16 protein-coding genes and 3 pseudogenes are annotated in these 23189 nt (G+C 68.2%); 9 read left to right on the plus strand and 10 right to left on the minus strand.

All coding sequences use genetic code 11. The annotated features are described in order from the left end of the window. Window positions 1–73 precede the first annotated feature (73 nt). A complete protein-coding gene (locus tag ACZ3TS_RS01850) occupies window positions 74–796 on the minus strand; it encodes a TetR/AcrR family transcriptional regulator (protein WP_467612629.1) in 723 nt (240 codons plus the stop codon). A gap of 154 nt (window positions 797–950) precedes the next feature. Here ACZ3TS_RS01850 and ACZ3TS_RS01855 point away from each other — a divergent pair, with 154 nt between their 5' ends. Next, window positions 951–1991 carry a phosphotransferase family protein gene (locus ACZ3TS_RS01855; protein ID WP_467612632.1) on the plus strand — a complete coding sequence of 347 codons (1041 nt, stop codon included), beginning with the start codon at window positions 951–953 and terminating at the stop codon, window positions 1989–1991. A gap of 305 nt (window positions 1992–2296) precedes the next feature. On the opposite strand, the pseudogene ACZ3TS_RS01860 reads toward ACZ3TS_RS01855, so the two are convergent. From ACZ3TS_RS01860 to ACZ3TS_RS01870, 3 genes and pseudogenes are all read right to left on the minus strand, one after another. Then, a pseudogene (locus tag ACZ3TS_RS01860) lies at window positions 2297–2536 on the minus strand (DUF3500 domain-containing protein); the annotation flags it as partial. Next, the gene (locus ACZ3TS_RS01865) at window positions 2458–2829 is read right to left on the minus strand and encodes a DUF3500 domain-containing protein (protein WP_467612635.1); all 372 of its coding nucleotides are present in this window, start codon (window positions 2827–2829) and stop codon (window positions 2458–2460) included. The gene ACZ3TS_RS01865 and the pseudogene ACZ3TS_RS01860, both read right to left, overlap by 79 nt. Before the next feature lie 81 nt (window positions 2830–2910). Continuing rightward, entirely contained in the window at window positions 2911–3438 is a 528-nt protein-coding gene (locus tag ACZ3TS_RS01870) for a zinc-binding dehydrogenase (protein ID WP_467612639.1), read from the minus strand. On the opposite strand from ACZ3TS_RS01870, the gene ACZ3TS_RS01875 reads away from it, so the two are divergent. From ACZ3TS_RS01875 to ACZ3TS_RS01890, 4 genes are read left to right on the plus strand one after another with little or no spacing between them, the layout of a single operon-like run. Beyond that, on the plus strand, window positions 3422–4486 hold the full coding sequence (locus ACZ3TS_RS01875; protein WP_467612642.1) for a zinc-binding dehydrogenase: 1065 nt from the start codon (window positions 3422–3424) through the stop codon (window positions 4484–4486). The two genes, ACZ3TS_RS01870 and ACZ3TS_RS01875, sit on opposite strands and share 17 nt — an antisense overlap. Next, the gene (locus ACZ3TS_RS01880) at window positions 4470–5618 is read left to right on the plus strand and encodes an FAD-dependent monooxygenase (RefSeq protein WP_467612645.1); all 1149 of its coding nucleotides are present in this window, start codon (window positions 4470–4472) and stop codon (window positions 5616–5618) included. The genes ACZ3TS_RS01875 and ACZ3TS_RS01880 overlap by 17 nt, the downstream gene beginning before the upstream one ends. Continuing rightward, window positions 5615–6466 carry an alpha/beta fold hydrolase gene (locus ACZ3TS_RS01885; RefSeq protein WP_467612648.1) on the plus strand — a complete coding sequence of 284 codons (852 nt, stop codon included), beginning with the start codon at window positions 5615–5617 and terminating at the stop codon, window positions 6464–6466. The genes ACZ3TS_RS01880 and ACZ3TS_RS01885 overlap by 4 nt, the downstream gene beginning before the upstream one ends. 19 nt (window positions 6467–6485) lie before the next feature. Then, on the plus strand, window positions 6486–7124 hold the full coding sequence (locus ACZ3TS_RS01890; RefSeq protein WP_467612651.1) for an AMP-binding protein: 639 nt from the start codon (window positions 6486–6488) through the stop codon (window positions 7122–7124). Window positions 7125–7849: 725 nt separating this feature from the next. Here ACZ3TS_RS01890 and ACZ3TS_RS01895 read toward each other — a convergent pair. The 4 genes from ACZ3TS_RS01895 to ACZ3TS_RS01910 form a co-directional block, all read right to left on the minus strand. Beyond that, window positions 7850–8617, minus strand: coding sequence for an NPP1 family protein (locus ACZ3TS_RS01895; RefSeq protein ID WP_467612653.1), 768 nt, complete (start codon window positions 8615–8617; stop codon window positions 7850–7852). Between the two features lie 31 nt (window positions 8618–8648). Then, on the minus strand, window positions 8649–9764 hold the full coding sequence (locus tag ACZ3TS_RS01900; RefSeq protein WP_467612656.1) for a glycoside hydrolase family 19 protein: 1116 nt from the start codon (window positions 9762–9764) through the stop codon (window positions 8649–8651). An 81-nt stretch (window positions 9765–9845) separates the two neighbouring features. Continuing rightward, a complete protein-coding gene (locus ACZ3TS_RS01905; protein ID WP_467613365.1) occupies window positions 9846–11999 on the minus strand; it encodes an RICIN domain-containing protein in 2154 nt (717 codons plus the stop codon). 103 nt (window positions 12000–12102) lie between these two features. Next, window positions 12103–13461 carry a lectin gene (locus ACZ3TS_RS01910; RefSeq protein ID WP_467612659.1) on the minus strand — a complete coding sequence of 453 codons (1359 nt, stop codon included), beginning with the start codon at window positions 13459–13461 and terminating at the stop codon, window positions 12103–12105. 288 nt (window positions 13462–13749) lie between these two features. Here ACZ3TS_RS01910 and ACZ3TS_RS01915 point away from each other — a divergent pair, with 288 nt between their 5' ends. Beyond that, the gene (locus tag ACZ3TS_RS01915; protein ID WP_467612662.1) at window positions 13750–14031 is read left to right on the plus strand and encodes a hypothetical protein; all 282 of its coding nucleotides are present in this window, start codon (window positions 13750–13752) and stop codon (window positions 14029–14031) included. A 517-nt stretch (window positions 14032–14548) separates the two neighbouring features. Then, window positions 14549–15907: a beta-1,3-glucanase family protein gene (locus ACZ3TS_RS01920; RefSeq protein ID WP_467612665.1), complete on the plus strand. Its 1359-nt coding sequence runs from the start codon at window positions 14549–14551 to the stop codon at window positions 15905–15907. Between the two features lie 336 nt (window positions 15908–16243). Here ACZ3TS_RS01920 and ACZ3TS_RS01925 read toward each other — a convergent pair. Beyond that, a pseudogene (locus ACZ3TS_RS01925) lies at window positions 16244–16849 on the minus strand (IS256 family transposase); the annotation flags it as partial. Between the two features lie 291 nt (window positions 16850–17140). Further along, window positions 17141–21079 carry a S8 family serine peptidase gene (locus ACZ3TS_RS01930; RefSeq protein WP_467612668.1) on the minus strand — a complete coding sequence of 1313 codons (3939 nt, stop codon included), beginning with the start codon at window positions 21077–21079 and terminating at the stop codon, window positions 17141–17143. Window positions 21080–21534: 455 nt separating this feature from the next. Here ACZ3TS_RS01930 and ACZ3TS_RS01935 point away from each other — a divergent pair, with 455 nt between their 5' ends. Both ACZ3TS_RS01935 and ACZ3TS_RS01940 read left to right on the plus strand, forming a co-directional pair. After that, window positions 21535–22533, plus strand: a complete 999-nt coding sequence (locus ACZ3TS_RS01935; protein WP_467613367.1) for a TrmB family transcriptional regulator — start codon at window positions 21535–21537, stop codon at window positions 22531–22533. Window positions 22534–22840: 307 nt separating this feature from the next. Then, window positions 22841–23179 (plus strand): annotated as a pseudogene (locus ACZ3TS_RS01940) (transposase); the annotation flags it as partial. Between the last annotated feature and the right edge of the window lie 10 nt (window positions 23180–23189).

Genomic DNA, 23189 nt, shown 5'->3' on the forward strand with positions numbered 1-23189 from the left:
CGGAACGCGCCAAGGCGAGACGACGTCCGCCGGACGACCACGCACCGATTTTCACGCACACAGGGTGTCGCCGTCAGGCGACCGGATTACTGACCCGTTCGAGCCCGTCGAGGAGAAGATCCAATCCGAACCGGAACTCCTCGCGCAGCGGCACGGAGGTCAGCTCCTCAGCCGCGGCCGTCGTGGCCGGGTAGGCAGCCGGATCGAGAGAGCGGTAGTAGTCCCGCAGTTGTGCCGCGTCCTCGGGCCGCGCGGCTCCGGGGCCGTGCTGCTGGATGGCGAAGCCGATCACGTAGTGGCCGAGAGCGGTGAAGGCGCGGGCGGCCAGGCCGACCGAGAACCCGTGGCTCAGGAGCAGTCCGAGGATGCGCTCACGGTTGACGAGACCGTTGGGGCCGACGGGAACCTGCGCCACCAGCAGGGGCAGCGCGTTGGGATGCCGGCACAGGGTGTCGTAGAAGGCCTCCGCGCCCACCGTCGCGGCTTCACGCCAGGACAGACCGTCCAGCGCTTCCGACGGCACCCGTACCTCGCCGAAGATCCGGTCGACCACGTGAGTCAGCAGTTCATCCTTGCCGCTGAAGTGCCGGTAGAGCGTCGCCGTACCCGACTCCAGAGTGTCGGCGAGCATCCGCAGGGTGAGTGCTTGGACTCCGACCTCGTCCACGAGTTTCAGTGCCACGTCGATGATGCGGCCGACATCCAGGGGCGGACGGCCCCGACGGTAGGTGGGAGCGGGCGGGCGGCTCGCCCACCAGGCGGGACTGCCCGGGACGGCAGGCACTTCTGAAGCCACGAAATCTTCCCTCCTCGTCGAGTCATCGAGAGTAACCGGATACTTGCGGAGTCAAAGTATCCAATAATAATCTTTTCGGTGCTAGTGTATCCGTTATGTGCTGCGGCACCGCTCCCACGACCGAAACCAGGCAGAACGGGCGAAGGGGATGGAGGTGGACTTTTCATCACTGGTGCGGCTGGACAGGCTGGCGCCGGCCCTGGCCGCGGCCCTCGACGACGAGCGCTGGCTCCGGCTCGACGCGACACTGCTGGCCGGCGGTAAATCCAATCTCACGTTCGAGATCACCAGTGAGGCGGGCGCGGTCGTCCTGCGCCGCCCCCCGTCCGGGGAACTGCTTGCCCGCGCGCATGACATGGGACGCGAGGTGCGGGTCCAACGGGCATTGAGGGACACGGCCGTCCCAGTGGCCGCAGTTCTGCTGGAGGACGTGCAGGGCGAACTGATCGGTGCGCCGTTCTACGTGATGGAGAAGGTGCCCGGCTACGTCATCCGTGACGCTTTCCCGCCGGGCTACGCCGACACGGCGCCGGACCGTACCGCACTCGCCGACGCGCTGGTCGACGTCCTCGCCGCGCTGCACGCCGTCGACCCTGCCGAGGTCGGACTCGCGGGCTTCGGCAGGCCGGCCGGCTTCCTGGAGCGGCAGGTGCGGCTGTGGCAGGGACAGTGGACGAAATCGAGGACGCACGACGTTCCCGCGTTCGACGCACTTGGCGCCGGGCTCGCAGCGATGCTCGACAAGGTTGCCGTGCCGAGGTCCTCGGTCGTGAACGGCGACTTCCGGCTCGACAACTGCCTGATGGACCTGGCCGACTCAGGCCGCGTCGCCACCGTACTCGACTGGGAACTCTCCACGCTCGGCGACCCGATGACCGATCTCGGGCTGCTGTTGTTCTACTGGCGCGAGGCGGGCGAGACCGGGTCACCGCTCATACCGACCGTGACGACGGAAGCCGGGGTCCCGGGCCGGGCGTGCCTCGCGGAGCGCTACGCGGCGGCGACTGGTGCCCCCTTGGACCACCTCGCCTTCTACGAGGCCTTCGCCCACTTCAAGTTCGCCGTCATCGTGCAGGGGATCGCTGCCCGGGTCGCGGCCGGAGCCATGGCGGGACAGGACTTCGGAAACCTCGACGCCGAGGTGGTCCGGTGCGCCGAGGAGGGCATGGCCCGACTCGGACAGGAGGGGTGTTGAGGGCGTACCCCTGTCCCTGGCATCCGCTCCGCTGCGTGCCCGAAGTGCCGCTGCGCGCTCCGCGTAGGCAAGCCGTAGGTCCGGACAGGCCTGATGGAGATCGCCACGGCGGCATGGTCCCTCTCGGTGTACCCGCTGCCTTCCTCCGCGCGCCGGTCGATGTCGTCGACGAGGGCTGCCAGCCTCGGGTCCGCGCACTGTCCACGCCACAGATCCTGCATGTGCATCATGGTGTCGCCATGTGCGACGGTCGCCCTGTTGCCCGACACGATGTCGGACACGGCTCGTTCATGGAGGAACGCTCGCCGCCGCTGCCTCGCGCCAAGCGACGCGACCAACTGCCGGGCCGCATGCTCCAGTCCATGAAGGGGGCGCAACGATCCACCCAGGAGCGCGCTCTCCGCCGGGTCGGCGCCCATGAAGCACGGAGTCGTCGACACGACTCGGCCCGCGACGATCAGGTTGTTCAGGGAAATATGGTGACCACCGAATCGCCACGCCCAGATGGGGTCCCCGGGCCCGCCGAAGAGCCTGAGCCAGTACAGGCCGGGGTCGCGGCCCCGCTGCCGGCCCCAGTTGACCTGCCAGCCCTCGACCTGTCGAGAACGTTCTCCAGGCCCATCACCGTGGCGACCGTGGCGAATTCCGCCTTGGACACTCCGGACGCCACCAGCTGCATGGCGAGGCTCTCCTGATCGGGCGTCTGATTCCGGATGGCCAGCCCACCGTGATCAGTTGGCGTGTAGAACCACTTCAGTCGCTCAGCCTCCGCTCCCGGCGTCAGCGGGGGCCGCACTGGGCGACGGCCACCTGCTCCGGCGTCAGAGAGCGCAGCCATGCCGCTGCCGCACCGGCCATGGCGGCAGCCACCGCTTCACGTTCCGGGGCCGTGGCGCTGGGCACCAGCCGCGATGGGCTCTCAGCCGACACGGGACTGCTCCGTGTCCTCGGACACGTCCAGCATCACCTTGATGGCGTCGCCTCTCCGCTCCGCGTATGTGTCAAAGGCTTCCGCGACGTCCTCAAGGGCGAAATGGTGTGTCACCAGTTCGGAGGCGCGGAGCCGTCCGCGGCCCGCCAGGGAAACCGCTCTGGCTACTGAGCCGGTTCCCTCGCCCCGCACTGTCTCGATGGAGATGCCGTTCATCACCGCGTGGTTGAGGTCGGCCAGTACCGGCCGGTCGAAGAACCTGACGAGCACGACCTTCCCGGAACGCCTGGCCATGCGCAGAGCGTCGTCGACCGCGCTCGGGGCCCCCGAGCATTCCGGGACGATGTCGGCGCCCTGCCCTCCGGTTGCGCCGCGGACCGCCACGACGGCGTCTTCCTCACGGGAGTTGACGGTCGGGTCGGCCCCGAATTTCCTGCCGACGATCGGATTACGGAGTCCTTGTAGCCGTAAAGTGCTTTTCGGTGCTAGCGTAGCCGTTATGACCTCCAGCACCACACCCGCGATTCCGAGTCGCATGCGGGCCGCCCACGCCGACCGGTTCGGCGCAGCTCAGGACGTCTTCGAGGTGGTCGACGACGCGCCGGCTCCCACGCCGGGCGAGGGCGAAGTCCTTGTGCGGCAACGGGCCACCTCGGTCAATCCGATCGACTGCCGCAGACGGAGCGGCTACGGCCGGCAGCTGATGAAGCTGCGGGGGCTCACCGGATTCCCCCTCGTCCTGGGCAACGACGTTTCCGGGGACATCGTGGCTGTTGGGCCAGGGGTTACCGCCGTGAAGCCCGGGGACGCCGTATTCGGCGCCAAAAGGCCCTCGCCGCAGGGGACGTACTCCGAATACTGCGTCGTCAAGGCCGACGATGTCGTGGCCAAGCCCGCGGAGCTGTCCTACCGCGAAGCCGCCGCGCTGCCTTATGCGTTCCTGTCGGCGTGGGCCGCGTTGCGCGATGCCGGTTTCCGGCCCGAGACCGCTACTGGAAAGCGGGTGTTCCTGCAGGGTGGCTCGGGCGGGACGGGCGTGGTCACCCTGCAGGTCTGCAAGGCGCTGGGTGCCCATGTGGCCACCACGGCCGGGCCTGCGGGTATTGAACTGTGCGAGAGCCTCGGCGCGGATCAGGTGATCAACTACCGGACACAGGATTTCGCGGAGCATCTGCGCGGCTTCGACTTCGCCGTCTGCCTGGCCGACGACGCCGACGAACGGAAGATGCTCTCCATTCTGCGCCGCGGACCAGGAGCCGGTTACGGCACGCTCGTACACCCCCTGATGCGCCTTGTGGATGACAAGGGCCTGCTTCTCGGCGGGGTTCAGGCCGCCGCAACCCTCATCGGCCGACGCCTCCGTCAGGCTCTGCGCCGCCGACGTTACGGCTGGAGCCTGTTCGGCCCCGACCGCGCGGCACTGGAGCTGCTGGCCCGCCTGGCCGCCGAGGGCAAGGTGCGCGCCGTCATCGACCGGACGTATCCACTGGCCGACATCGCCGCGGCTCAGGAGTACGTCGAGCGCGGACGTGCGAAGGGGAAAGTCGTTGTCGACATCACCTGATCATGTACTGATCGCAGGAGCGGGTGTCGGTGGACTGACCACCGCAGTGGCCCTCCAGCGGCGTGGCATCCCATGGGCGATCATCGAGGCGGCACCCCGGCCGACGGCGATCAACACGAGCATCCTCCTGCAGCCCAACACCGTGCAGGTGCTCAGCGAGCTGAACATCGGCCGTCAGGTGGCAGAGAAAGGGCAGCGAGTCGCACACACCTCGATCATGTCGGTCACCGGCAAGGTCCTCACCGAGGTGAGCGCCGAGGACGTGGAAGGAACCGTCGGCGCTCCCGCGCTCGGGATCCACCGCGCCGACCTCCACGAAGTACTGCTCTCCGTGCTTCGCGACGGATGCCTGCTCACGGATGATCCCGTGATCGGATTCGAGACGGGCGCCGACGGGGTAGCGGTGTACCTGCGCTCGGGCGAGCGTCTGCAGGGGCGCGGTCTGGTGGCCGCTGACGGCATCGACTCCCTGATCCGAACGCGCCTTCACGGCGATCGACCGGCCGTGGACTCGGGAACGACCTGCCTGCGCGGGGTCACCGAGATGTCGGCGGAACCTCCCGACGAGGTACTCGAATGGTGGGGCTACCGGCTGCAGTTCGGGATCATCCCGCTGCCCGACGGACGCAGCTCCTGGTTCGCGCTGATCCCCACACCGACCCGCCCCGTGCGGGATCCGGCGGATCGTCTGACGTTCTATCAACGGCTCTACCGGAAATTCCCTGCTCAGGTACGGGACTTGCTGGCCGCCACCGCGCCCAGGAACACCATTGAGGTCGAGCTGCGACACCGGCCGTGGCGCGGCGGATCCGGCGCCGTGACGCTGCTGGGGGACGCCGCACATCCGATGCTGCCCAACCTTGGGCAGGGAGCCGGTCAGGCCATCGAGGATGCCGCGGCGCTGGCACGCCGCCTGGACACCACCGCCTCGGTGGCCGACGCCTTCCGGGACTACGAACAGGAACGCCGCGCGCGAGTCCGCTGGATCCAGCGTCAGGCGATTCGTATGAACCAGATCGCTTCCGTGCCCTCAGGGCCGCTCAGCACGGCACGGGACGCGGTGCTGCGTGGCCTGCCTGCCCGAGTTGAGCGCACCTCCGTGATGCGCATGTTCGACGGAGCCCACACATGACACCTACTGAGGCGTACAGCGACGCCTTCGTCGACGAGGAATCCCGTTTCACCTGGGTGAACGGTGTGCGGGTGCACTTCAAACGAGAAGGCAGCGGTTCGCCACTGCTCCTGCTTCACGGCAGTGGTTCCTCACTTCAGGCCTTCGACCCCATCGCCGACGACCTCAAGGCCGTCTGCGAGGTCATCCGGCTCGACCTGCCGGCCTTCGGCCTCACCGGCCCCCGTCCCGACCGGGACTACCGCATCGAGGCCTACGTGTCCTTCGTCGCGGAGTTCCTCTCCGGCCTGGGCCTCGACAAGCTGGACGTGGCCGGCAGTTCGCTGGGCGGGAACATCGCCTGGAACCTGGCGGTCGAGCACCCGGAGCGGGTGCGGAAGTTGATCCTGATGAACGCCACGGGCTATCCCGAGAAGTCCTTGCCGACGGCACTGAAGATGGCCCGCAATCCCCTGCTGCGCCCACTGCTTCGCCGGTGGGCACCGAGCGGCGCGGTCGAGCAGAATCTGCGTTCCTCAGTCGGCCCGCGCATGCACGTGGACCAGGTCTTGATCGACCGGGTCACCGCGATGATGAACCGGCCGGGCAACCGGTCCGCCTTCATCGATTTCGCCAACACCGACCAGGCCGACCGCTCCGGCCGGATCACGGAGATCGTCGCCCCGACGCTGGTCCTGCGCGGCGACCTGATCGACGGCCAGCACTTCCGTCGGGACATCGCCGGCAGTCACGAAGTCGTCCTCACGGGTATCGGGCACCTCATGCCCGAAGAAGCCCCCGCGGAAGTCAGCGAAGCCATCCGCTCGCGAGCCGGGACCCGGGCGCCCGCCCGGGTCCCGGCTCGCTGAACTGGTCGCGGACCGCCTTGTGCTCGCCAGGATCCGTGGGCAGATCGGCCTGGACCAGACCCGCACCGTCGTCACCGGTTCCGCTCCACTGGATCAGGACGCGATGGTCTTCCTGTTCGCACTGGGCCTGCCGATCAGCGAGGCCTGGGGCATGTCCGAGACCACCGGTGTCACCACCCTCAACACCGCATCGAGGCCACGCCTCGGCACCGTCGGAACCCCCCTGCCCGGTACGGAAGTCCGGCTGGCCGAAGACGGCGAACTCCTGGTCCGGAGCGCCGCGCTCATGAAGGGGTACCGCGGCGACCCTGCCAGGACGTCCGAGACCATCGACTCCGACGGCTGGATCCACACCGGGGACATCGGCCGAATCGACGCGGACGGCTACGTGACCATCATCGACCGCAAGAAAGAGCTGATCATCAACGCGTCGGGCAAGAACATATCGCCCGCCAACATCGAGAACGCTCTTCAGACCGCCTGCCCCCTCGTCTCGGCCGCCATCGCGATCGGGGACCGCCGTCCCCATGTCAGCGCCCTGTTCACCCTCGACCCGGACGATGCCCAGGCCTTCGCCGCTCAGCACGGCCTGGCCGATACGGCACTTGCCGCGTTGGCGGCGTCCCCGGCCGTCAAGGCCGCAGTACACGGGCGTTGATGCCGCCAACGCTCGTCTCTCCCGTGTCGAGCACATCCGCTCATGGACCATCCTTCCTCACGCCTGGGAACCGGGTGGTGACGAGCTGACCCCCACCCTGAAGCTCAGGCGCCGTTTCATCATCGCCAAGTACGCCGACGAGATCGAGAGACTCTATACAGCCAGGTGATTAGCAGCCGTTGCTCGGCGGCTTCCGGCCGCGAGCAGGGAGCCGGTCACCGGGGTTCCGCCGGGTACCTCATGCATCGACTCACGGCTGACGAACGGGTCTTGCACCGGACAGCTGTCCGGTGCAAGACCCGTCGCTGTCGTCGCGAGGCGCCGATGAACCCGGTGCGACTGCGGACGCGGAACATGAGGAGTCGTCGTTGCCTGCCAGGCGAAAGCCGATGGCCCCTGTGGGCGGCCGAGGAGAACCGAACGGACGGTGTGGTCGGCCACACCCATCCCGGCCCCCACCGTGATCGCCGCTCCGATCGTCCCCGGCTCCAGCCCGCCCCAGCTCACACAGCGGACGTCGGATACGCGCTGGCGACCGTCGTCGGTGCCCTGCTCGCGGACGTCGACGGCGGCTGGCGGACAGGGACCTCGCAAGGGCGGCGCGTGAGGCTCGCGCAAGCCTCGCCTGACACCGAGACGCATCGAACGCCGAAAGGGAGGCCCCCGCAGGCAAGAGCCTGCGGGGGCCTTTTCGACGTGCCGTTGGCAGCCTGGAAGGCCGAGCGTCAGGCGTACGGGTCGAAGGGGATTCCGGCCGGGCTCGTGTAATCGAGAGCCCACTGGAAGTCGCCGTCGTCGATCTTGAAGGTGGCCGAGCCGAAGTCGGCGCTGCTCAGCTTGTCGCGGTAACCGGCCGGGTAACCGTCCCAGCCGACGAGGCGCGGGTAGAACCAGTTTCCGGTGGCGTTCTCCGCCGGTTCGTCGTTGCTGTTGGCGAAGCGGAAGCAGTGGCTGGAGATGCCGTCCTTGTGGTACACGATCTTCGGGTGGGTGCCGTCGAAGCGGATCTCCGACCGTGCGAGCGTCTGGTAGGTGTCGTGCTGGGACACCGACACGTACTGGACCTCGTTGTTGTTGATCCACACGATGACGTGTTCCCAGTCGTGGGTGTGCCCGAGGGCCGCCGGGCCGAGCGTGATCTGGTCCTTCTCGAAGTAACTGGCGTACATGACCGCGCACCAGCCGTTGTTGCACTTCTCGCGCGAGTAGGTGTTGGCGTTGTTCAGCTGGGCGGGGTCGTGGCACTTGCCGTTGACGTCGCCGCCGAGTGCCAGGCCGGGGTTGATGGTGCCGTCGGCGCCGATGGCGGCGGTGGCGTAGCAGCCGTCACCGTCGTAGTCGTAGGCGGGGGAGAAGGTCTGCTCCAGGCCGCTTGCGTTCTGCGGCAGCAGGGTCAGGACGTTTGCGTGGGCGGTCGCCGGGATCGCGACGACGAGCGTCATCGCGCCGAGTGTGCCGAGAAGGACGTTGGCGAGGGATCTCAACTTGCGCATGGGGACTCCTTGTTGAGCTGAGCGGACGGCGTCAGCAGTAGAGGTTGCCGCCCGGCGTGACGCCGAGGATCGAGGTGAACCGGTTGTAGGCGTCCACGCGGCTCTGCACCTGCGCGGGGTTCTTGCCGTCGCACTCCAGGGAGCCGTTGATGGAGCGGATGGTCTGGCCGAAGCCGGCCTGGTTGACCATGGCGTTGTGCGGGGTCATGGTGCCGGGGCCGGTCTGGGTGTTCCAGTACCACAGGCCGGTCTTCCAGGCGACGGAGGCGTCGTTCTGCACCAGCCAGGGGTTGTTGAGCAGGTCGATGCCGAGCGCGTCACCGGCGGCCTTGTAGTTGAAGTTCCAGGACAGCTGGATGGGGCCGCGACCGTAGTAGGCGGCCTGGCCGGCCGGGCAGCCGTACCACTGGCTCCAGTCGCAGTAGTTGGGGTAGTTGGCGGTGTTCTGCTCGACGATGTGGACGAGCCCGCCGGTCTCGTGATTGACGTTGGCGAGGAAGGCCGCGGCCTCCTGCTTCTTGACCGTGTCGCTGCCGGTGTTGGCGAAGCCGGGGTAGGCGCTCAGCGCGGCGGTCAGGCCACTGTAGGTGTAGAACGAATTCCGGTTCGGGAACATCTGGTTGAACTGCGACTCGGTGACCACGAATCCGGACGGGGTGCCGCCGCCACCGCTCGCGGGCGCGTTCCACTTCTGGTTCGCGCCGCCGGAGCAGGTCCAGATCTGCAGCCGGGTGCCGTTGGCGCTGTTGTTGCCGGTGACGTCCAGGCACTTGTTCGCGGCCGGGTTGACGATGTCGTGCGCGGAGCTGATCACCCACTGCTGGTTGGCGCCGCCGGAACAGTCCCACAGCTGGACGGCAGCGCCGTCGGCGGTGCTGCGGTCGACGACGTCCAGGCACTTGCCGAGCGCACGCAGGGTTCCGTCACCGGGGTTGGACCAGATCTGGGCGCCGGTTCCGTTGCAGTCGTAGAGCTGTACGGCGGTCCCGTTGGCGCTGCTGGCGCCTGCGACGTCGACGCACTTGCCGGCGAGCCCGGTGATCGAGCCGTCGGCGGCCTGGGCGGGCGTCACGGTGAACAGGGCGGTGAGGACCGCGGAGAGAACGGCGAAGACCGCGAACCGGCCGAGGAAACGGGGTCTGTGCATGGTTGAGGACGCTCCTTGGGTGTAGGGGGTGAAACGGCCGTCCCTTGAGCGCAGGGACGGCCGTCGGCGGAGCTGGTGTGCTTAGGGGTAGCTGGTCAGATTGGCCACGTTGGTCGTGGAGTTGGACGGGCCGCCCGTGTTGTTGACGACGTGCCGGATGGTGCCCACGCCGCCGAGGGAGACCGTCACCATGCTGGTGAAGCGCACATTGGAGTTGTTCGGCGCCTCGATGGCCCGCTCGGCGGCCACGCTCGGGTTGACGTTGAAGTAGCAGTAGCTGCCAAGCCCGTAGGCCTGGTGGCTGGTGACGGAGTCGGCGACCTTGTAGGCGGCGTAGCCCTGGGTGGAGCCGTTCATCCAGGCCGCCTGGTTGGGCGGGTCGTAGGGCATCTCGTTCTGATAGAAGTACGTGCGGCCGCCGTTGCCGTTCCAGATGGTCTGGTACTTCTGGTAGTGCTCGACGAACAGGCCGTACATGGTGACGTTGTCGCCGTTGACGATCAGTCCGGTGTCGCCGGTGTTGGAGTTCCAGCCGATGCCGGTGCCGTGGTCGCCGCGCCAGATCCAGGTGTGGTCGCCGATGACGTTGTCGCTGTTGACGACGAGGCTGGTGGTGGCCTTGCCGACGGCGGCGCCGCCGACGCGGAAGTACACGTCGTGCAGGGACGTCGGGTTGGCGGCGTGCGAGGCGGACGAGCCGGTCGGGCCGATCTCCATCAGGGTGGGCGAGTTGGTGGTGCCGGCGTCGAAGAGGACGCCCGCGACCTTCACGCCGTCGACGTCGGCGACCTTCATGGCGGTGACACCGTTGTCCGGGATGAACGTGGCGAGGCCCAGACCGAGGACGACGGTGTTGGCGCGGTTCACCTGCAGGGTCTGGTCGAGGTGGTAGACGCCTGGGGTGACGAGGAGGTTCTTGCCCGCCGCGAGGGCGGCGTTGATGTCCGCGGCGGTCGCGCCCGGCTTCACGATGTAGAAAGCGTCCAGGGACAGCGAGCTGCCGGATGCGCCGTTCGTCCAGCTCGTGCCGGTGGAGTTGGACCGCAGCGACGGCACGAACACCTGGTAGGCGCCGTTCTCGTCGACGTACAGGAACGGCTTCTCACGGCTGACCGGGGTCTGCGCGACCGTGGTGTACGGCGGGCTGGGGAAGCTGGTCGTGGGGACGCCCTGGCTGCCGACGAAGACCATGTTCCAGTTGGAGCCGGTCCAACTGCCGAGCTGGGAGTTGCGGGTCAGCCACTGCTGCTGGCTGCCGGAGTTGACCTGTCCGTCGACCTTGGTGTCGGCGAACAGACCGCCACTGGACCAGCCGTTGTCGTCCAGGGCCAGGTTGCCGCGCAGGTGCATCCGGCGGTACGCCGACGCCTGCGAGACCGCCCAACGGTCGCTGCCGCCGTTCGGGTTGACCGACATGTTCTCGGCGCCGCGCCAGAAGTTCTGCGTCGCGTTGCCTTGGAACCAGTCGGCCTCCGCATGCACCGCGCCGTTGATCGTGACCGCGTCCGGGCTCAGACCGAGACCGGCGACCTGGGTGTAGAAGCCGACGTTGACGTCCGCGTCGTAGGAGCCCGGCTTGAACAGGACGGCGTAGCGCTGGGAGCCGAACTGGTTCGTCTCCTGCTGCTGGAAGATGGTGTTGAGCCTGCTCTGGATCGTCGACGCCGACATGGACGGGTCGAAGACGACGACGTTCGGGCCGAGGTCCGGGGTCGTGCTCGACTGGGTCACGGGGACCACCTGGAAGCGCTGGGCGGCGCTGCCGTTGCAGGTGAACTGCACGAACTGCACGCTGTCCGCGGTCGAGGCGCCCGGGTCGTCCAGGCACTTGCCGCTGTTGCGGTTGACGAAGTGGTAGGCGCCGCCGCCCTCGTGAACCGGCAGCCACTGCTGGTTGGCACCGCCGCCGTAGGCCCACAGATGGACCGGCGCGTTGTCGGCCGTGGACACGTCGGCGACGTCCACGACCTGGCTGGTGTTGTTGCGGTTGTTGATACGGACGTAGCCGTCGCTGGTGGTGGTGAAGCTCCACTGCTGGGCCGTGGTGCCGTTGCACTTGTACTGCTGCACGACGGTGCCGTTGGCGGTGCCGGCCGCATAGGCGTCCAGACACCTGCCGCTCGCGGCGTTCATGACGGTGGCGAAGCCGGTGGGCAGTGCCTCGGCGGCACTCGCCGCCGCACTCGCGGGCGCGGGTGCGGTGGTGAGCAGGGAGGCGACGGCCGTGGTGACCAGCGCGGCGGCAGTGGATCTGCGGCGGCGCTTGAGCGCGGTGCGCAAAGAAGTGAGCACGGAATCTCCTTGCCGATCGAGTCGGCGGATGGTGGGGGTGGCTGGATCAGCCGGTGTACGCGGCAAAGACGCGGGTGAAGTCCCACTCGGACTGGCCCACACCGGAGCAGCTGTCGGCGGGGCCGCCGGTGCACGGGCGGTCGCGGTTGACGGACCAGAAGGTCAGCCGCGCCAGGTGGTGCTGCTGGGCGTAGGCGAGCATCGTCCGGAAGTCGTTCACCGTGACGGTCTCGTTCTGGTCGGTGATGCCGTTCATCGACGAGATGCCCATGGACCGGTAGGCCTGGTCGTCGCTGTAGCCGTACGCGTTCTTCAGCGCGTTCTTGAGGCCCTCGGCGGCCTGCACGGACAGGTTGCCCATGCTCTGGCCCACACCGCCGAAATTGAACGGCATGATCGTCCAGGCGTCGACGGTCAGACCGGCGCCCGCGGCCCGGTTGATCAGGCTGGTGTCAGGGCCGCTCTGGCCGGTGCCGATGGTGACGTACACCTTCAGGCCGGGGTTGTTGGCCTTGACGGTCTTCAGGGCGTCGACGGTGCGCTGCTGCACGGTCGGGCTGTTGTAGGCGTCGGCTTCGAGGTCGATGTCGATGGCCTTGAGCCCGTAGGCGCTGATGACCTTCTGGTAGGCCGCCGCCAGTTCACCCGAGGTGGAGCACGAGCTCTCCAGCTTGTTGCCGCTCCAGCCGCCGAAGGACGGTACGACGTCACCGCCGTTCGCCCGGACGGTGTTGATCGTCTGTTGGTCGACGCCGCCGGTCAGCGCCCGGCCGCCGTCCCACTGGGGGTTGCAGTAGCCGTTGCTGAGCACGAAGGCGAGGGTGAAGTACTTGACGCCGGTGGCGTTGGTGACCGTGGTGGGGCTCGGCGGGCTGCCCCAGCCGTTGTAGAGGTACGGCGCTACGGCCATCGGCGTGGGCGGGGTGCTGCCGTCATCGGGGGCGGACGCGGTCCACTTCTGGTTGGCGCCGCCGCTGCAGCTCCAGATCTGTATGCGGGTGCCGTTGGCGGAGTCGTTGCCGGTGACGTCGAGGCACTTGTTCGCCTGCGGGTTGACGATGGCACCTGCGGAGGAGACCGTCCACTTCTGGTTGGCGCCGCCGGTACAGCTCCACAGCTGCACCGAGGCGCCGTCGGCCGTCGAGTTGCCGGTGACGTCGAGGCACTTGCCGAGGGCGCGGAGGGTGCCGTCGCTGCCGACCGTCCACTGCTGGGCGGCGGTGCCGTTGCAGTCGTAGAGCTGGACGGCCGTGCCGTCGGCGGAGTTCGCCCCGGCGACGTCCAGGCACTTGCCGGCGAGGCCGGTGATGGTGCCGGTGGCCGCCTGCGCGGGGGACGCGGTGAGCAGGCCGGCAGCGAGGGAGAGAGCGGCGAGGGAGACAGCCGTGGGGAGAGGCTTGGGCATGTGCACAGGGGCCCTTCGTGGGGGGATGAGCAAACCGAGGCGGCGTTCACCTTATGAACGGTGGATGCGTCACGCGGTGCGGGTGCTGAGCCGTGAACCTAAAGGTCTGGACCGCTTTCGTCAAGGAGTGAAGTAAGCTGTGAAGGAAGCTAGTTGGCGCTTCCGGCCAGGCTTCGTTCGCCCGCGGGGGTACGCATGCCCGGCGTTCGTCCCGTTGGTGCTCCCGCAATCAATCCAGTGACCCTGCGTGCGCACAGAACAGCCACTTGAGCTACCCTCTGCACGATCGTGGACCTCTACCTGCTCTTCCACCTCGACGGCAGGGCGCTCACGCTGGGCCTGATCTGGCTCGGCCTCGGCGTGGCACTTGGGTTCCTGGGGCGTCTGGACGAAGGTGCCCCGGTCGTTGATGCGTACGACCAGCGAGCTGCCGTTGGCGACATTGGTGACCTGGACGCGGGTGCCGAACGGCAGCTGAGGCTGGCGGCTGAGAGAAGTCGCAGGAGTGTCCGCGTTGTTGTCGAAGAGTTCTCCGTCGGCGGTCAGGGCGTCCGGTGGCTGGTCCCGTAGTGCGTGGCCCAACACTGGTCGCCTGCCTTCGGGAGGGCGGCCAGTGCGGTGGAGGCTGTCGGAAGAGGGGCCGAGAGTGCGAGCGCGGCCACGACGAGGCTGCACCGTACCTCGGTGAAACGTGTGGGGGCGTGTTCCGGCCATGGAGGACGATCACAGCCCTTCGGAAACAAGGGGGCACGGGGACGACACGCCAGCTCAACTGACCTGAAGCCTGGGTGCGTTCATGAAGCGCGTCGGCCGGAACCGAAAGGGTCTGTACCAGACACGTCAAGTGGTGAACGGTGAAGTGGGCTTGGGATCGGCCACTTGAACGCTTCCCGAAGAGGCCGGGCGGTTCGGTACGTGGCTCCATCGTCCAAGACGCAGGTGCGCCGGTCCTGTCCCTGTGAACTCCGTTAGTTTCGCGTTCAGTTGTTGACGCCCGACAGAGGCGGGAGTACAAATCCCGAGAGCGCTCTCACGCCTGCTGCTCCTCCAGCCCCCACGCACGCCCACTCGGCATCCGGAGACTCCTATGCAGACTTCCTCAAGTGCGCTCACGCACAGACCAGCGATCGGTGCCGCGCGCTCCCGAACGGCTCTCGGCCTGGTGATCACCCTCCTCGCCACCTGCTTCCTCGCCCTGACGCCCTCGCTCGCACGAGCCGCCGACCAACTGCTCTCCCAAGGGCGGCCCGCCACCGCGTCCTCCACCGAGAACGCTTCCTTCCCCGCAACCGCAGCCGTGGACGGCAATCCCGGCACCCGCTGGTCCTCGGCCTTCGCCGACCCCCAATGGCTCCGGGTGGACCTCGGCTCCGTCCAGCAGATCAGCCGTGTCACCCTCACCTGGGAGGCCGCCTACGCCAAGGCCTACCAGATCCAGACCTCCACCGACGCGGCCAACTGGACGACGGTCTACTCCACCACCACCGCCACCGGCGGCACCCAGAACCTGACCGTAACCGGCAGCGGCCGCTACGTACGCATCTACGGAACGGCAAGGGCGACCCAATACAGCTACTCCCTGTGGGAGTTCCAGGTCTACGGCCCCGGCGGCGGCACCACACCGCCGGACGACTTCTGGGGGGGCACCAGCGATATCCCGCCCGCGCAGAACGCCGTAGAGGTGAAGATCCTCAACCGCACCAACGGCAAGTACCCCGACAGCCAGGTCTACTGGAGCTTCAACGGCCAGACGCACTCCCTCGCCGAACAGCCCTACCTCGACATGCCGGCGAACTCCGCAGGCCGCATGTACTTCTACCTGGGCTCGCCCAACAGCCCCTACTACGACTTCATCGAGTTCACGGTCGGCAACAACGTCTTCAACGGCAACACCACACGCGTCGACGCCTTCGGCCTCAAACTCGCCATGCGTCTGCACGCCAAGGACGGCTACGACGTCGAGGTCGGCGAGAACCGGCAGACCTTCGCCGAGGACCGGGCCACCACCTTCCAGCGCTTCACCGACGCGGTCCCGTCCCAGTTCAAGGTACTGGCCCAGACCCAGGCGCCGTACCGGATCATCGCCCCTGGCAGCGACCCGAGCTTCCGCGCGGGCGGCGCCAACGCCAACTACTTCACCTCCTACGCCCAGTCCGTCGGCGTCAACGCCGCCACGTCCGACATCTTCGGCTGCGCGGCCTCCCTGGCGAGCAACCCCGACATGTGCGCGGCCCTCAACCGCCACGTTGCCACGCTGCCGGCCTCCCAGCAGGGCGACCCGAGCCAGTACTACAAGGCCGCCCCGGCGAACTACTACGCCAAGTTCTGGCACGACAACGCCATCAACAACCTCGCCTACGGCTTCCCCTACGACGACGTGGCGGGTCAGTCCTCCTTCATCTCCCACAGCAACCCGCAGTGGCTGCTGGTCGCCGTCGGCTGGTAACGGTCAACGCATGCAGAGGACCGCGGGGCCATCGCACTGGAAGGTGTTGCTGACCCCGCAAAACCTGTCCCGCCACAGGAGTCCCATGTGTGACATCGAAGGCTGCGCAGTCGCCTGAGCGCCGTCGCCGCCGCGACGGCGCTGTTCACGGGCCCTGCTGTCACAGCCGAAGCCGCCGGCGAAGTCGTCACGCAACTCGCCAAGGCCGCGGGCTTGGCAGGTACTGGCCGCGGTCGGTCTGACTCCCGGCGCGAAGGGGGAGGTCGCGGGCACCACGGTGAGTCGGCTGACCGTGGTGCCCGACACTGTCTAGCGGCTGACGTTCGTGGGTGCCGCGTCGATGCCGAGGATCTCGCGGTGCCCGTCGGCGTTGACGCCGACCGCGACCAGCGCATGAACGTCGATGATGCGGCCACCCTCGCGGACCTTCTGCGTCAATGCGTCGACCTAGACGAACGAGTAAGGCCCGGCCTCCAGTGGCCGGTTGCGGAAGGCGGCGACCTGCTCGTCGAGGTGCTTGGCCATCGCGGAGACCTGGGACTTCGACAGCTGCGTGACCCCGAGGGACTCGGTGAGTTTCTCGACGCGGCGGGTGGAGACGCCGAGCAGGTAGGCGGTGGAGACCACCGAGATCAGGGCTTGCTCGGCCCGGCGCCGTCGTTCCAGGAGCCAGTGCGGGAAGTAACTTCCGGACCGGAGCTTGGGGATGGCGAGTTCGACGGTCCCCGCCCGGGTGTCCCACTCGCGTGGGCGATATCCGTTGCGGTGGTTGACTCTCTCCTCGCTGACCTGGCCGTATTCGGCATTGCAGAGAGCGTCGGCCTCCGCGGACATGAGTGCGTCGGCGAACGGCTTGACCATCGCGCGCAGCAGATCGGGACTCGCCGCGGCGAGGTCGTCTTGGGCGAGGGCGTGCAGGGGCACACTGCCGGGTGCGGTCATCGTGCTGATCTCCTTCGAGCTTCGACATCTCGAAGATCAGCCGGTGGCCGTTCCTGTATCCGGACACTCACTCCGACGCCGGGGCAAACGCCCGGATCAGGTGGGAGCCCGTACACCACTTCTCAGGACGCAACCTGCGCACATTGTCGCAGGGCAGGGCCGTACGGCTCTCGCCGTCACGCGGGACACCGGCCCGGGCCGGGTAGGCCGGCGCCGCCGGTCCTCCGTAACGCCGCGGGTCCGCGGGCGCCGTGGCGCCCGCGGACCCGGGTGGTCGAGCAGCGAATCGGGTTAGTAGGAGAACTGCTGGATCTGGCTGCCGTCGCCTGCGTACGTCCAGCCGGTCCGGGTTGCCGGGTCGAGCTGCATGACGCGCTCGCGATGGGTTTCGAGCCGGCCGCCCCAGGCGCCGGCAGGCTTGTACTCGACGCCTGTCACGGTGCCCACCGTCTCGCCCGTCTTCAGGTCGACGACGGCGATGCGGCCGGTGGCGTTGTTGTCGTGGAAGCCGTACTCCGCAAAGTTGCCGGTCGGCGTCTCGTTCGGGAACTGGAATGCGAACAGCGCCAGTTGGTGCGCGCTGTCAATGGCGAGCGCTTGGGCCGGTTGCGCCATTCCGAGACTCACCTGGTCCCCGCTGGGCAACTGCGCGAAGTACCCGGTGCCGGCCAAGAGGTTGGGGGTGATCGTAAGTGAGTGGAACCACGTTTCGTAGAGGTTGCCCTTCTGGTCGGAGGCGAGGTCGATGGCACAAGGGATTCCCCCCTGGCTGTTGGTGACCGTTCCGTTGTCCAGGTTGATCGAGGCCATGGTGCCGGACCCGACAGAGCCTATGCAGTTTTTGGTGTTCCCGGTCTTCTGCGCAGAGAAGACGCCGGTCGACTCGTCCACGTCCAGCAGGCCGTAAGGCACGCCGTCCGGGGTGGACTCGTCGAGCTGGAGCGGCATCCCTTGAGCGCCGGTCGCCATGTCCACGGGGAGCACGAAGCTGTCACGGGAGCCCTGACGGTCGCCCGGACGGTAGGCGAGCACCGCTGCACGGTGCCGCTTGGCGTCCACCCGCCCGCCGATCACGACGTACTGGTCGTCGACCCGGACGGGGCTGCCGACCGCGTTGCCGGTGCTCGTGTCGTAGGTCTCGAGCCACTGCTCGCCGGTGGTGGTCTGCTTGTGCAGGACCAGCGTGTGGTTGGCGGAGTCGACGCCGAACACCTCGTAGATGGAGCCGTACGCGGGGTCGCTCGTCAACTTGCGCCCATAGGTTCCGGTGGCGGCGTTGTAGTCGTACACCGAGCCTTCACCGGTGGGGCTTTCGACCGCCGCGACGGACGTGCCGCCGGGGACGATCGCGAAGTTGGTCAGGTTGGTGCCGTCGGGGGCCAGTCCGTCGTCGTATCCCAGCAGCGACGTCGGCGAAGCCTGCCCGACTATCTTGCCGTGCTCGTCGACGGCGAACACTCGCAGGTCGTAGGCGAGCGATGAGGGCAGCTTGAGCGCGAGGGCGTCGAGTGCCACCGTGCCCCGCGTGCCCTTCAGCGAGCGGTCGAGCGTGGCCGGGGCGTCCACCCCGTTGTGGTCGCGGGTGGTGCCGTTCTGGTTGCTGAACAGGTTGTACGAGTTGTACATGTTCGGCCCGGGCGCGGAGAACTCCAGCAGCGTGCCGGTGGCGCCCTCGACCCCCGATACGTCGTAGTGCACCGAGAACTGCGGTGCGGCCCGGTTGATCTCCAGCAGGTGACCGAACTCTCCGGATGCCTTCGCTGCCAGGGTCGGTGCTGCCGGGCGTTGCGAGGGGTCACCGCCGTCGACCCGGATCGAGGCGAACTCGCCGTACAGCGGGCCACCCTTGCGGTTGCCTTTGGGGTCCTCGAGGATACCGATCCCGTAGATGCCGCCGCCGGCGGAGAAGGCGCCGGCGGGGACGGAGACCGTGCCGTGTAGTCCCGTCAGCGGGGTGGTGTAGGAGGCGGAGAAGATGGGCGCCGACGCGGGGTTCCAGTGGCCGACTCCCGACACGACCAACTTCGGCGAGCTGACGTTGCGCACTCCGGTGAGGTCGTAGCGCACCTGAACGGAGTGCCCCGCCTTGACGACGGGCTGTACCACCGGGGCGAGCGACTCGACATAGCCGCCGTCGGTGGGGCCGAAGGTCAGCTCGTGGGTGGCCGAGGCCAGCACCTGGTGGCCGTGGCGCACCTCGAAGGTGAGCGAGACCTGACGGTCCGTCGCGGAGACGACCGGCAGTCCGGCCGCAGTCAGCATCTGCGTGGGGGTCAGCCGGATCGCCGGCACATCGGAGGTGAACTCGTGATGCCCGATGCGCAGCGCGTAGCTGACGCCTTGCCGGTCGGGCGAGCCCGTCACGTCGGCGCCGATGGTCACCGGTCCCACCAGGCCCTCCCCGGTGTCACCGGGTCCGGCCAGGTCGATGCGTCCGGGGTCGGTGGCCTCCAGGTACGAGCTCCCGAGTCCGCCCTCGGTCTGGCGATGCGCCACGGAAAGCCGGACGATGCGGGGCGTGCCCGTGTCGGCGTGGCTTCCGTGCGCCTTGGCCAGGACCGCTTGCAGCGCGGCGGTGACGTCGAGTTGCGGGCCCACGTGCAGCGGCTGGTCGATCTGCGGCGGCGTGGGCACGGCCCGGCCGGTGCGCTCCAGCAGCGAACGGACGTCATCGGGCGACGGGTGCTGCCCGGTCAGCCGGGATGCCTGCAGCACGACAGCGGCAGCGGCCGCGATTTCGGGCGCGGACGCCGAGGTTCCTCCGCTGAGGACCTCCGCCACGGACTGCGCGCTCTGGCCCTGGTGCTCGAAGGCGGGGATGCCGTCGCTGGGCGCCGAGACGTCCACGCGCGTGCCGAATCCCGAGGAGAAGATTCCGGAACCGTTGAGCCTGGTGGTCGCCCAGGTCCCGTTGGCCGACGCGGCTCCGCCGTTCTGCGGCGGCACGGACAGCGTGTCGTCGGTCGTGGTACCGCCCGCGGCGATCGCGCCGGAGTCCAGCACCTTGCTGGGCGTGGTCGACAACTGGTCGTCGTCGATCCGGGTGGTGTCGGCGGCCTTGCGCGTCACGTTGGTGGCGGTGCTACCGCCGTCGGGCCCGACGCCCGCGTTGGTGAACAGCCTGGTCCCGTCGTTCGACGAGACCACCACGGGGATGCCGTACTGCTGCACGATCGACGCGATCACGGCCCGCTGGACCGGGTCGTCCTCCAGGTAGCGGCCGGGGATCCCCGCAGCGTCGGTGCCGTAACCGAGGCTGGCGGTGATCACGTCGGGGCGCGGCTGCTGCCGGGCCGCGGCCAGCAGCGCCACCGCGATCTGGCTGAACGTCGGCTGCTGCGGGACGACAAGCCGGTATTTCGCACCCGGGGCGATGCCCAGCAGGTCGGAGTACCCACTGCCCTGCATGCCCGGACGCTGCAGTTCGTGCGGAAGCGGCGCCATCACGGAGAAGTCCAGCAGCACCTCACCCAGAAAGGGGTCCTCCCCCTGGGTCGACCCGGTCGGGTCGAGTGCGCCGGTCGCATCCGCGGTGTAGGTGGGGATCAAGGGCATCGTGGGGATGTCCAGGTACCGCTGCCCGTTCTGGACGACGGTCGTCGCCCCGGTGGCCGGGACGTCGGGTTGCCCCGCGTCGGTGAGATCGCCGATCGAGACGTTGGTGATGGTCTCACCGGTGCCGGGCAATTGGTCGAACTTCTGCTTCAACAGGCTGTAGGCGCCCGTCGCGTTCACGCCGCCCGCGTTGAGGAAGCTCTGCAGCGAGGTGCCGAGAGCCGAGTTCCCGGGCACACCGTCGGAGCCGGTCGCACCGCTGCTCGGGGCCTTCGCCGACGAGCCGGCCTTCCCCGCCGTGGCGCTCACCGAGGAGGGCAGTGGCACGGAGCCGGTATTCATGGGGGAGACGGTCTGATCGGGCTCGGCGTAGACGACACCGGGTGTGGCGGCCAGCGCGCGCGCCGCCGCCTTGGCGTCGCCGCCGGCGAGCTGGACGACCTGGACCTTGGACAGGTCGATCGCCCCGGAGCCCAGCTTGGCCTGGGCGGCGGCGTGCAACTGCTGGGCCTGGGCGGCCGAGAGACCCGGCATCAGAGGCCGCAGGGAGACCGCGCCGGCCCGGTGGAGTGCCGTGTTCACCACGGTGCTCGAGGTCAGCGGGGTACGGACCTGCAGATTGCGCTGCTTGCCCAGCGACTTGCCCGTCACCTGGGTGGCTGAGCCGAGTACCACAAGGACCTGGCGAGGGCTGGTCTTCGCGGACTGCGCGGGCGTGGGCTTCAGGAACGGGCGCCACGGACCGAGCGCTGAGGATCCGGGTGTGGAGGGCAGCGCGGCCCCCGCAAACGTACCTTTCGCACCGGAATCAGTGGCCGCAGAGCCGGACCCGGGGGAGCTTGAGGGAATCGCGGCCGCGGGTATCGTTACGGCCGCAGTGATGGCCACGAGCGCGACACCGACGGCACCAAGCCGTCTGCCGCGCGTGTGGGCATACGTCATGGGACACCTTTCTCAGGGAGCGAATCCGCGAGCACGGATCCGCACCGGAAGGCTCTGCCTCGAACGTGCCCAGGACAGCGCCAACTTCAGCGTGAAAGATGTCAACCGCGACCAACGAAACACAAGGTTACGAAGGTGGCGGATCTCCGCCAGACGGCGGAAGCCGCCACAGGAATTGGCGGGGCGATATGGAATTTAGCGTGCTCGGGCTTGCGGAAGAAACAGAATACGTTTACGTGGCACTGGTCCGGCAGCCTCGCTGCACCTCTTCGGAGTTGGCCGACGTTTGCGGCATGCCCGCGACCACTGTGGGAAGACTGCTGTCCAAACTGGTCAAGGTCGGGCTCGCCGTGCAGGACGCCGGACGCCCGCCACGCTTCACCGCCACTCCCCCGGATGTCGCCGTCACCGCGCTGATAGACCAGCGCGAGCACCAGCTCAAGGAAGCACGGGCCCTGGTACAGCGGTTGACCGAGACCCACCGGGAGGCGGCCCGGATCGACCAACGCGACATGGCCGTCGAACTGCTCACCAGCCGTGAGCACATCAACGCCACCGTACTCCGACTGACTGTCGACGCCCGCCGCGAGGTGCGTGTGTGCGACCGGCCGCCCTATTTCGACGGCCCCGGCAGCAACCTCGACAGTCAGCTCCAGCAGCAGCGGCGCGGCGTGATCTACCGGGTGATCTACGACCGCGAAGCGGTGGCCTGGCCCGGCAGGCTGAACAACGACATCGTGCCCAGCATGAAGGCAGGCGAGCAGGCACGGGTACACCCTGAGTTGCCCCTCAAACTCGTCATCAGCGACGACCGGGCGGCCATCCTCCCCTTCAGCCTCGCGCCTGGGGGCCAGTCAGTCGCCTACCTGGTCCACCGCTCCCCCGTGCTCGTAGCCCTGGAATCGCTCTTCGAGGCACAATGGGAGCACGCAGTGCCGCTGTCGGGCGCCCCACTGCCACCCGGCGACGCCACCACCGCGGCGGAATCCGAGGACGCAGAGCCTGATGAGGAGACTCGATCCCTGCTTGCCCTGCTCGCCTCCGGCCTCACCGACACGGCCATCGCGCGCGCCCAAGGCTGGAGCGAGCGGACCACCCAGCGTCGCGTCCACCAAGTCATGTGCCAACTCGGCGCCTCCACCCGCTTCCAGGCCGGCCTCGCCGCCGCCCGACGCGGCTGGCTATGAAACGAGCACCAGCAAGCCTGACCCCAGCCGGACAAACAACCTGCTCAACGACCCGAACCAGAGTTTTCACACGGGACAGGCAGTACGAACGGTGACGCGCATCACACCTCCGTAGGTAAACGGCCCGTTGAAACCCACATTGTGACAGTTTGCGGGAAAGCTGGAAGAGGGCTGGGATTGCGCGCCTGCCCGGGCGTCCCCCGCAGCTCAGTCACTCGTCCTTGCTTGCCTGGCGGTGATGCAGGCGATGCTCGGTTTCCACTGCGAGGCCCGCCGGCTGCGGCATCTACAGATGCAGATCGCCGCCCTACGCCACCGCCAGCGGGCCCGCGCCGAGGACCGCATCCGCGCCGCCCGCGCCACCGGCCTGCGCAACCTGCCCCTGCACGACACCGCGCAGAACCAGATCTGGCTGGAGATCGTCCGGATCGCCCTCGACCTGCTGGCCTGGATGCCAATGCTCGCGCTGACCAGCGCCGCACGCCTGTGGGAACCCCGCCGCCTGCGACTGCGGCTGTTCTCCACTGCCGTCCAGCTCGTCACCACCGCCCGCCGCCGCATCCTCCGCCTGGCAAACAGCTGGCCCTGGACCAACGTGATCACCAGCGCGATCGCCCGGCTCGATGCCCTCCCGAACCCCGGCTGACCAGCAGCGT

It is taken from the genome of Streptomyces sp. NPDC022910, from assembly GCF_055561075.1.

What these genes read in the sequence shown, in the direction of transcription:
- ACZ3TS_RS01935 (WP_467613367.1), top strand. Translation starts at nt 21,535, where the DNA reads ATGGAATTTAGCGTGCTCGGGCTTGCGGAAGAAACAGAATACGTTTAC.
- ACZ3TS_RS01865 (WP_467612635.1), bottom strand. Translation starts at nt 2,829, where the DNA reads ATGGCTGCGCTCTCTGACGCCGGAGCAGGTGGCCGTCGCCCAGTGCGG.
- ACZ3TS_RS01910 (WP_467612659.1), bottom strand. Translation starts at nt 13,461, where the DNA reads ATGCCCAAGCCTCTCCCCACGGCTGTCTCCCTCGCCGCTCTCTCCCTC.
- ACZ3TS_RS01895 (WP_467612653.1), bottom strand. Translation starts at nt 8,617, where the DNA reads ATGCGCAAGTTGAGATCCCTCGCCAACGTCCTTCTCGGCACACTCGGC.
- ACZ3TS_RS01900 (WP_467612656.1), bottom strand. Translation starts at nt 9,764, where the DNA reads ATGCACAGACCCCGTTTCCTCGGCCGGTTCGCGGTCTTCGCCGTTCTC.
- ACZ3TS_RS01875 (WP_467612642.1), top strand. Translation starts at nt 3,422, where the DNA reads ATGACCTCCAGCACCACACCCGCGATTCCGAGTCGCATGCGGGCCGCC.
- ACZ3TS_RS01885 (WP_467612648.1), top strand. Translation starts at nt 5,615, where the DNA reads ATGACACCTACTGAGGCGTACAGCGACGCCTTCGTCGACGAGGAATCC.
- ACZ3TS_RS01920 (WP_467612665.1), top strand. Translation starts at nt 14,549, where the DNA reads ATGCAGACTTCCTCAAGTGCGCTCACGCACAGACCAGCGATCGGTGCC.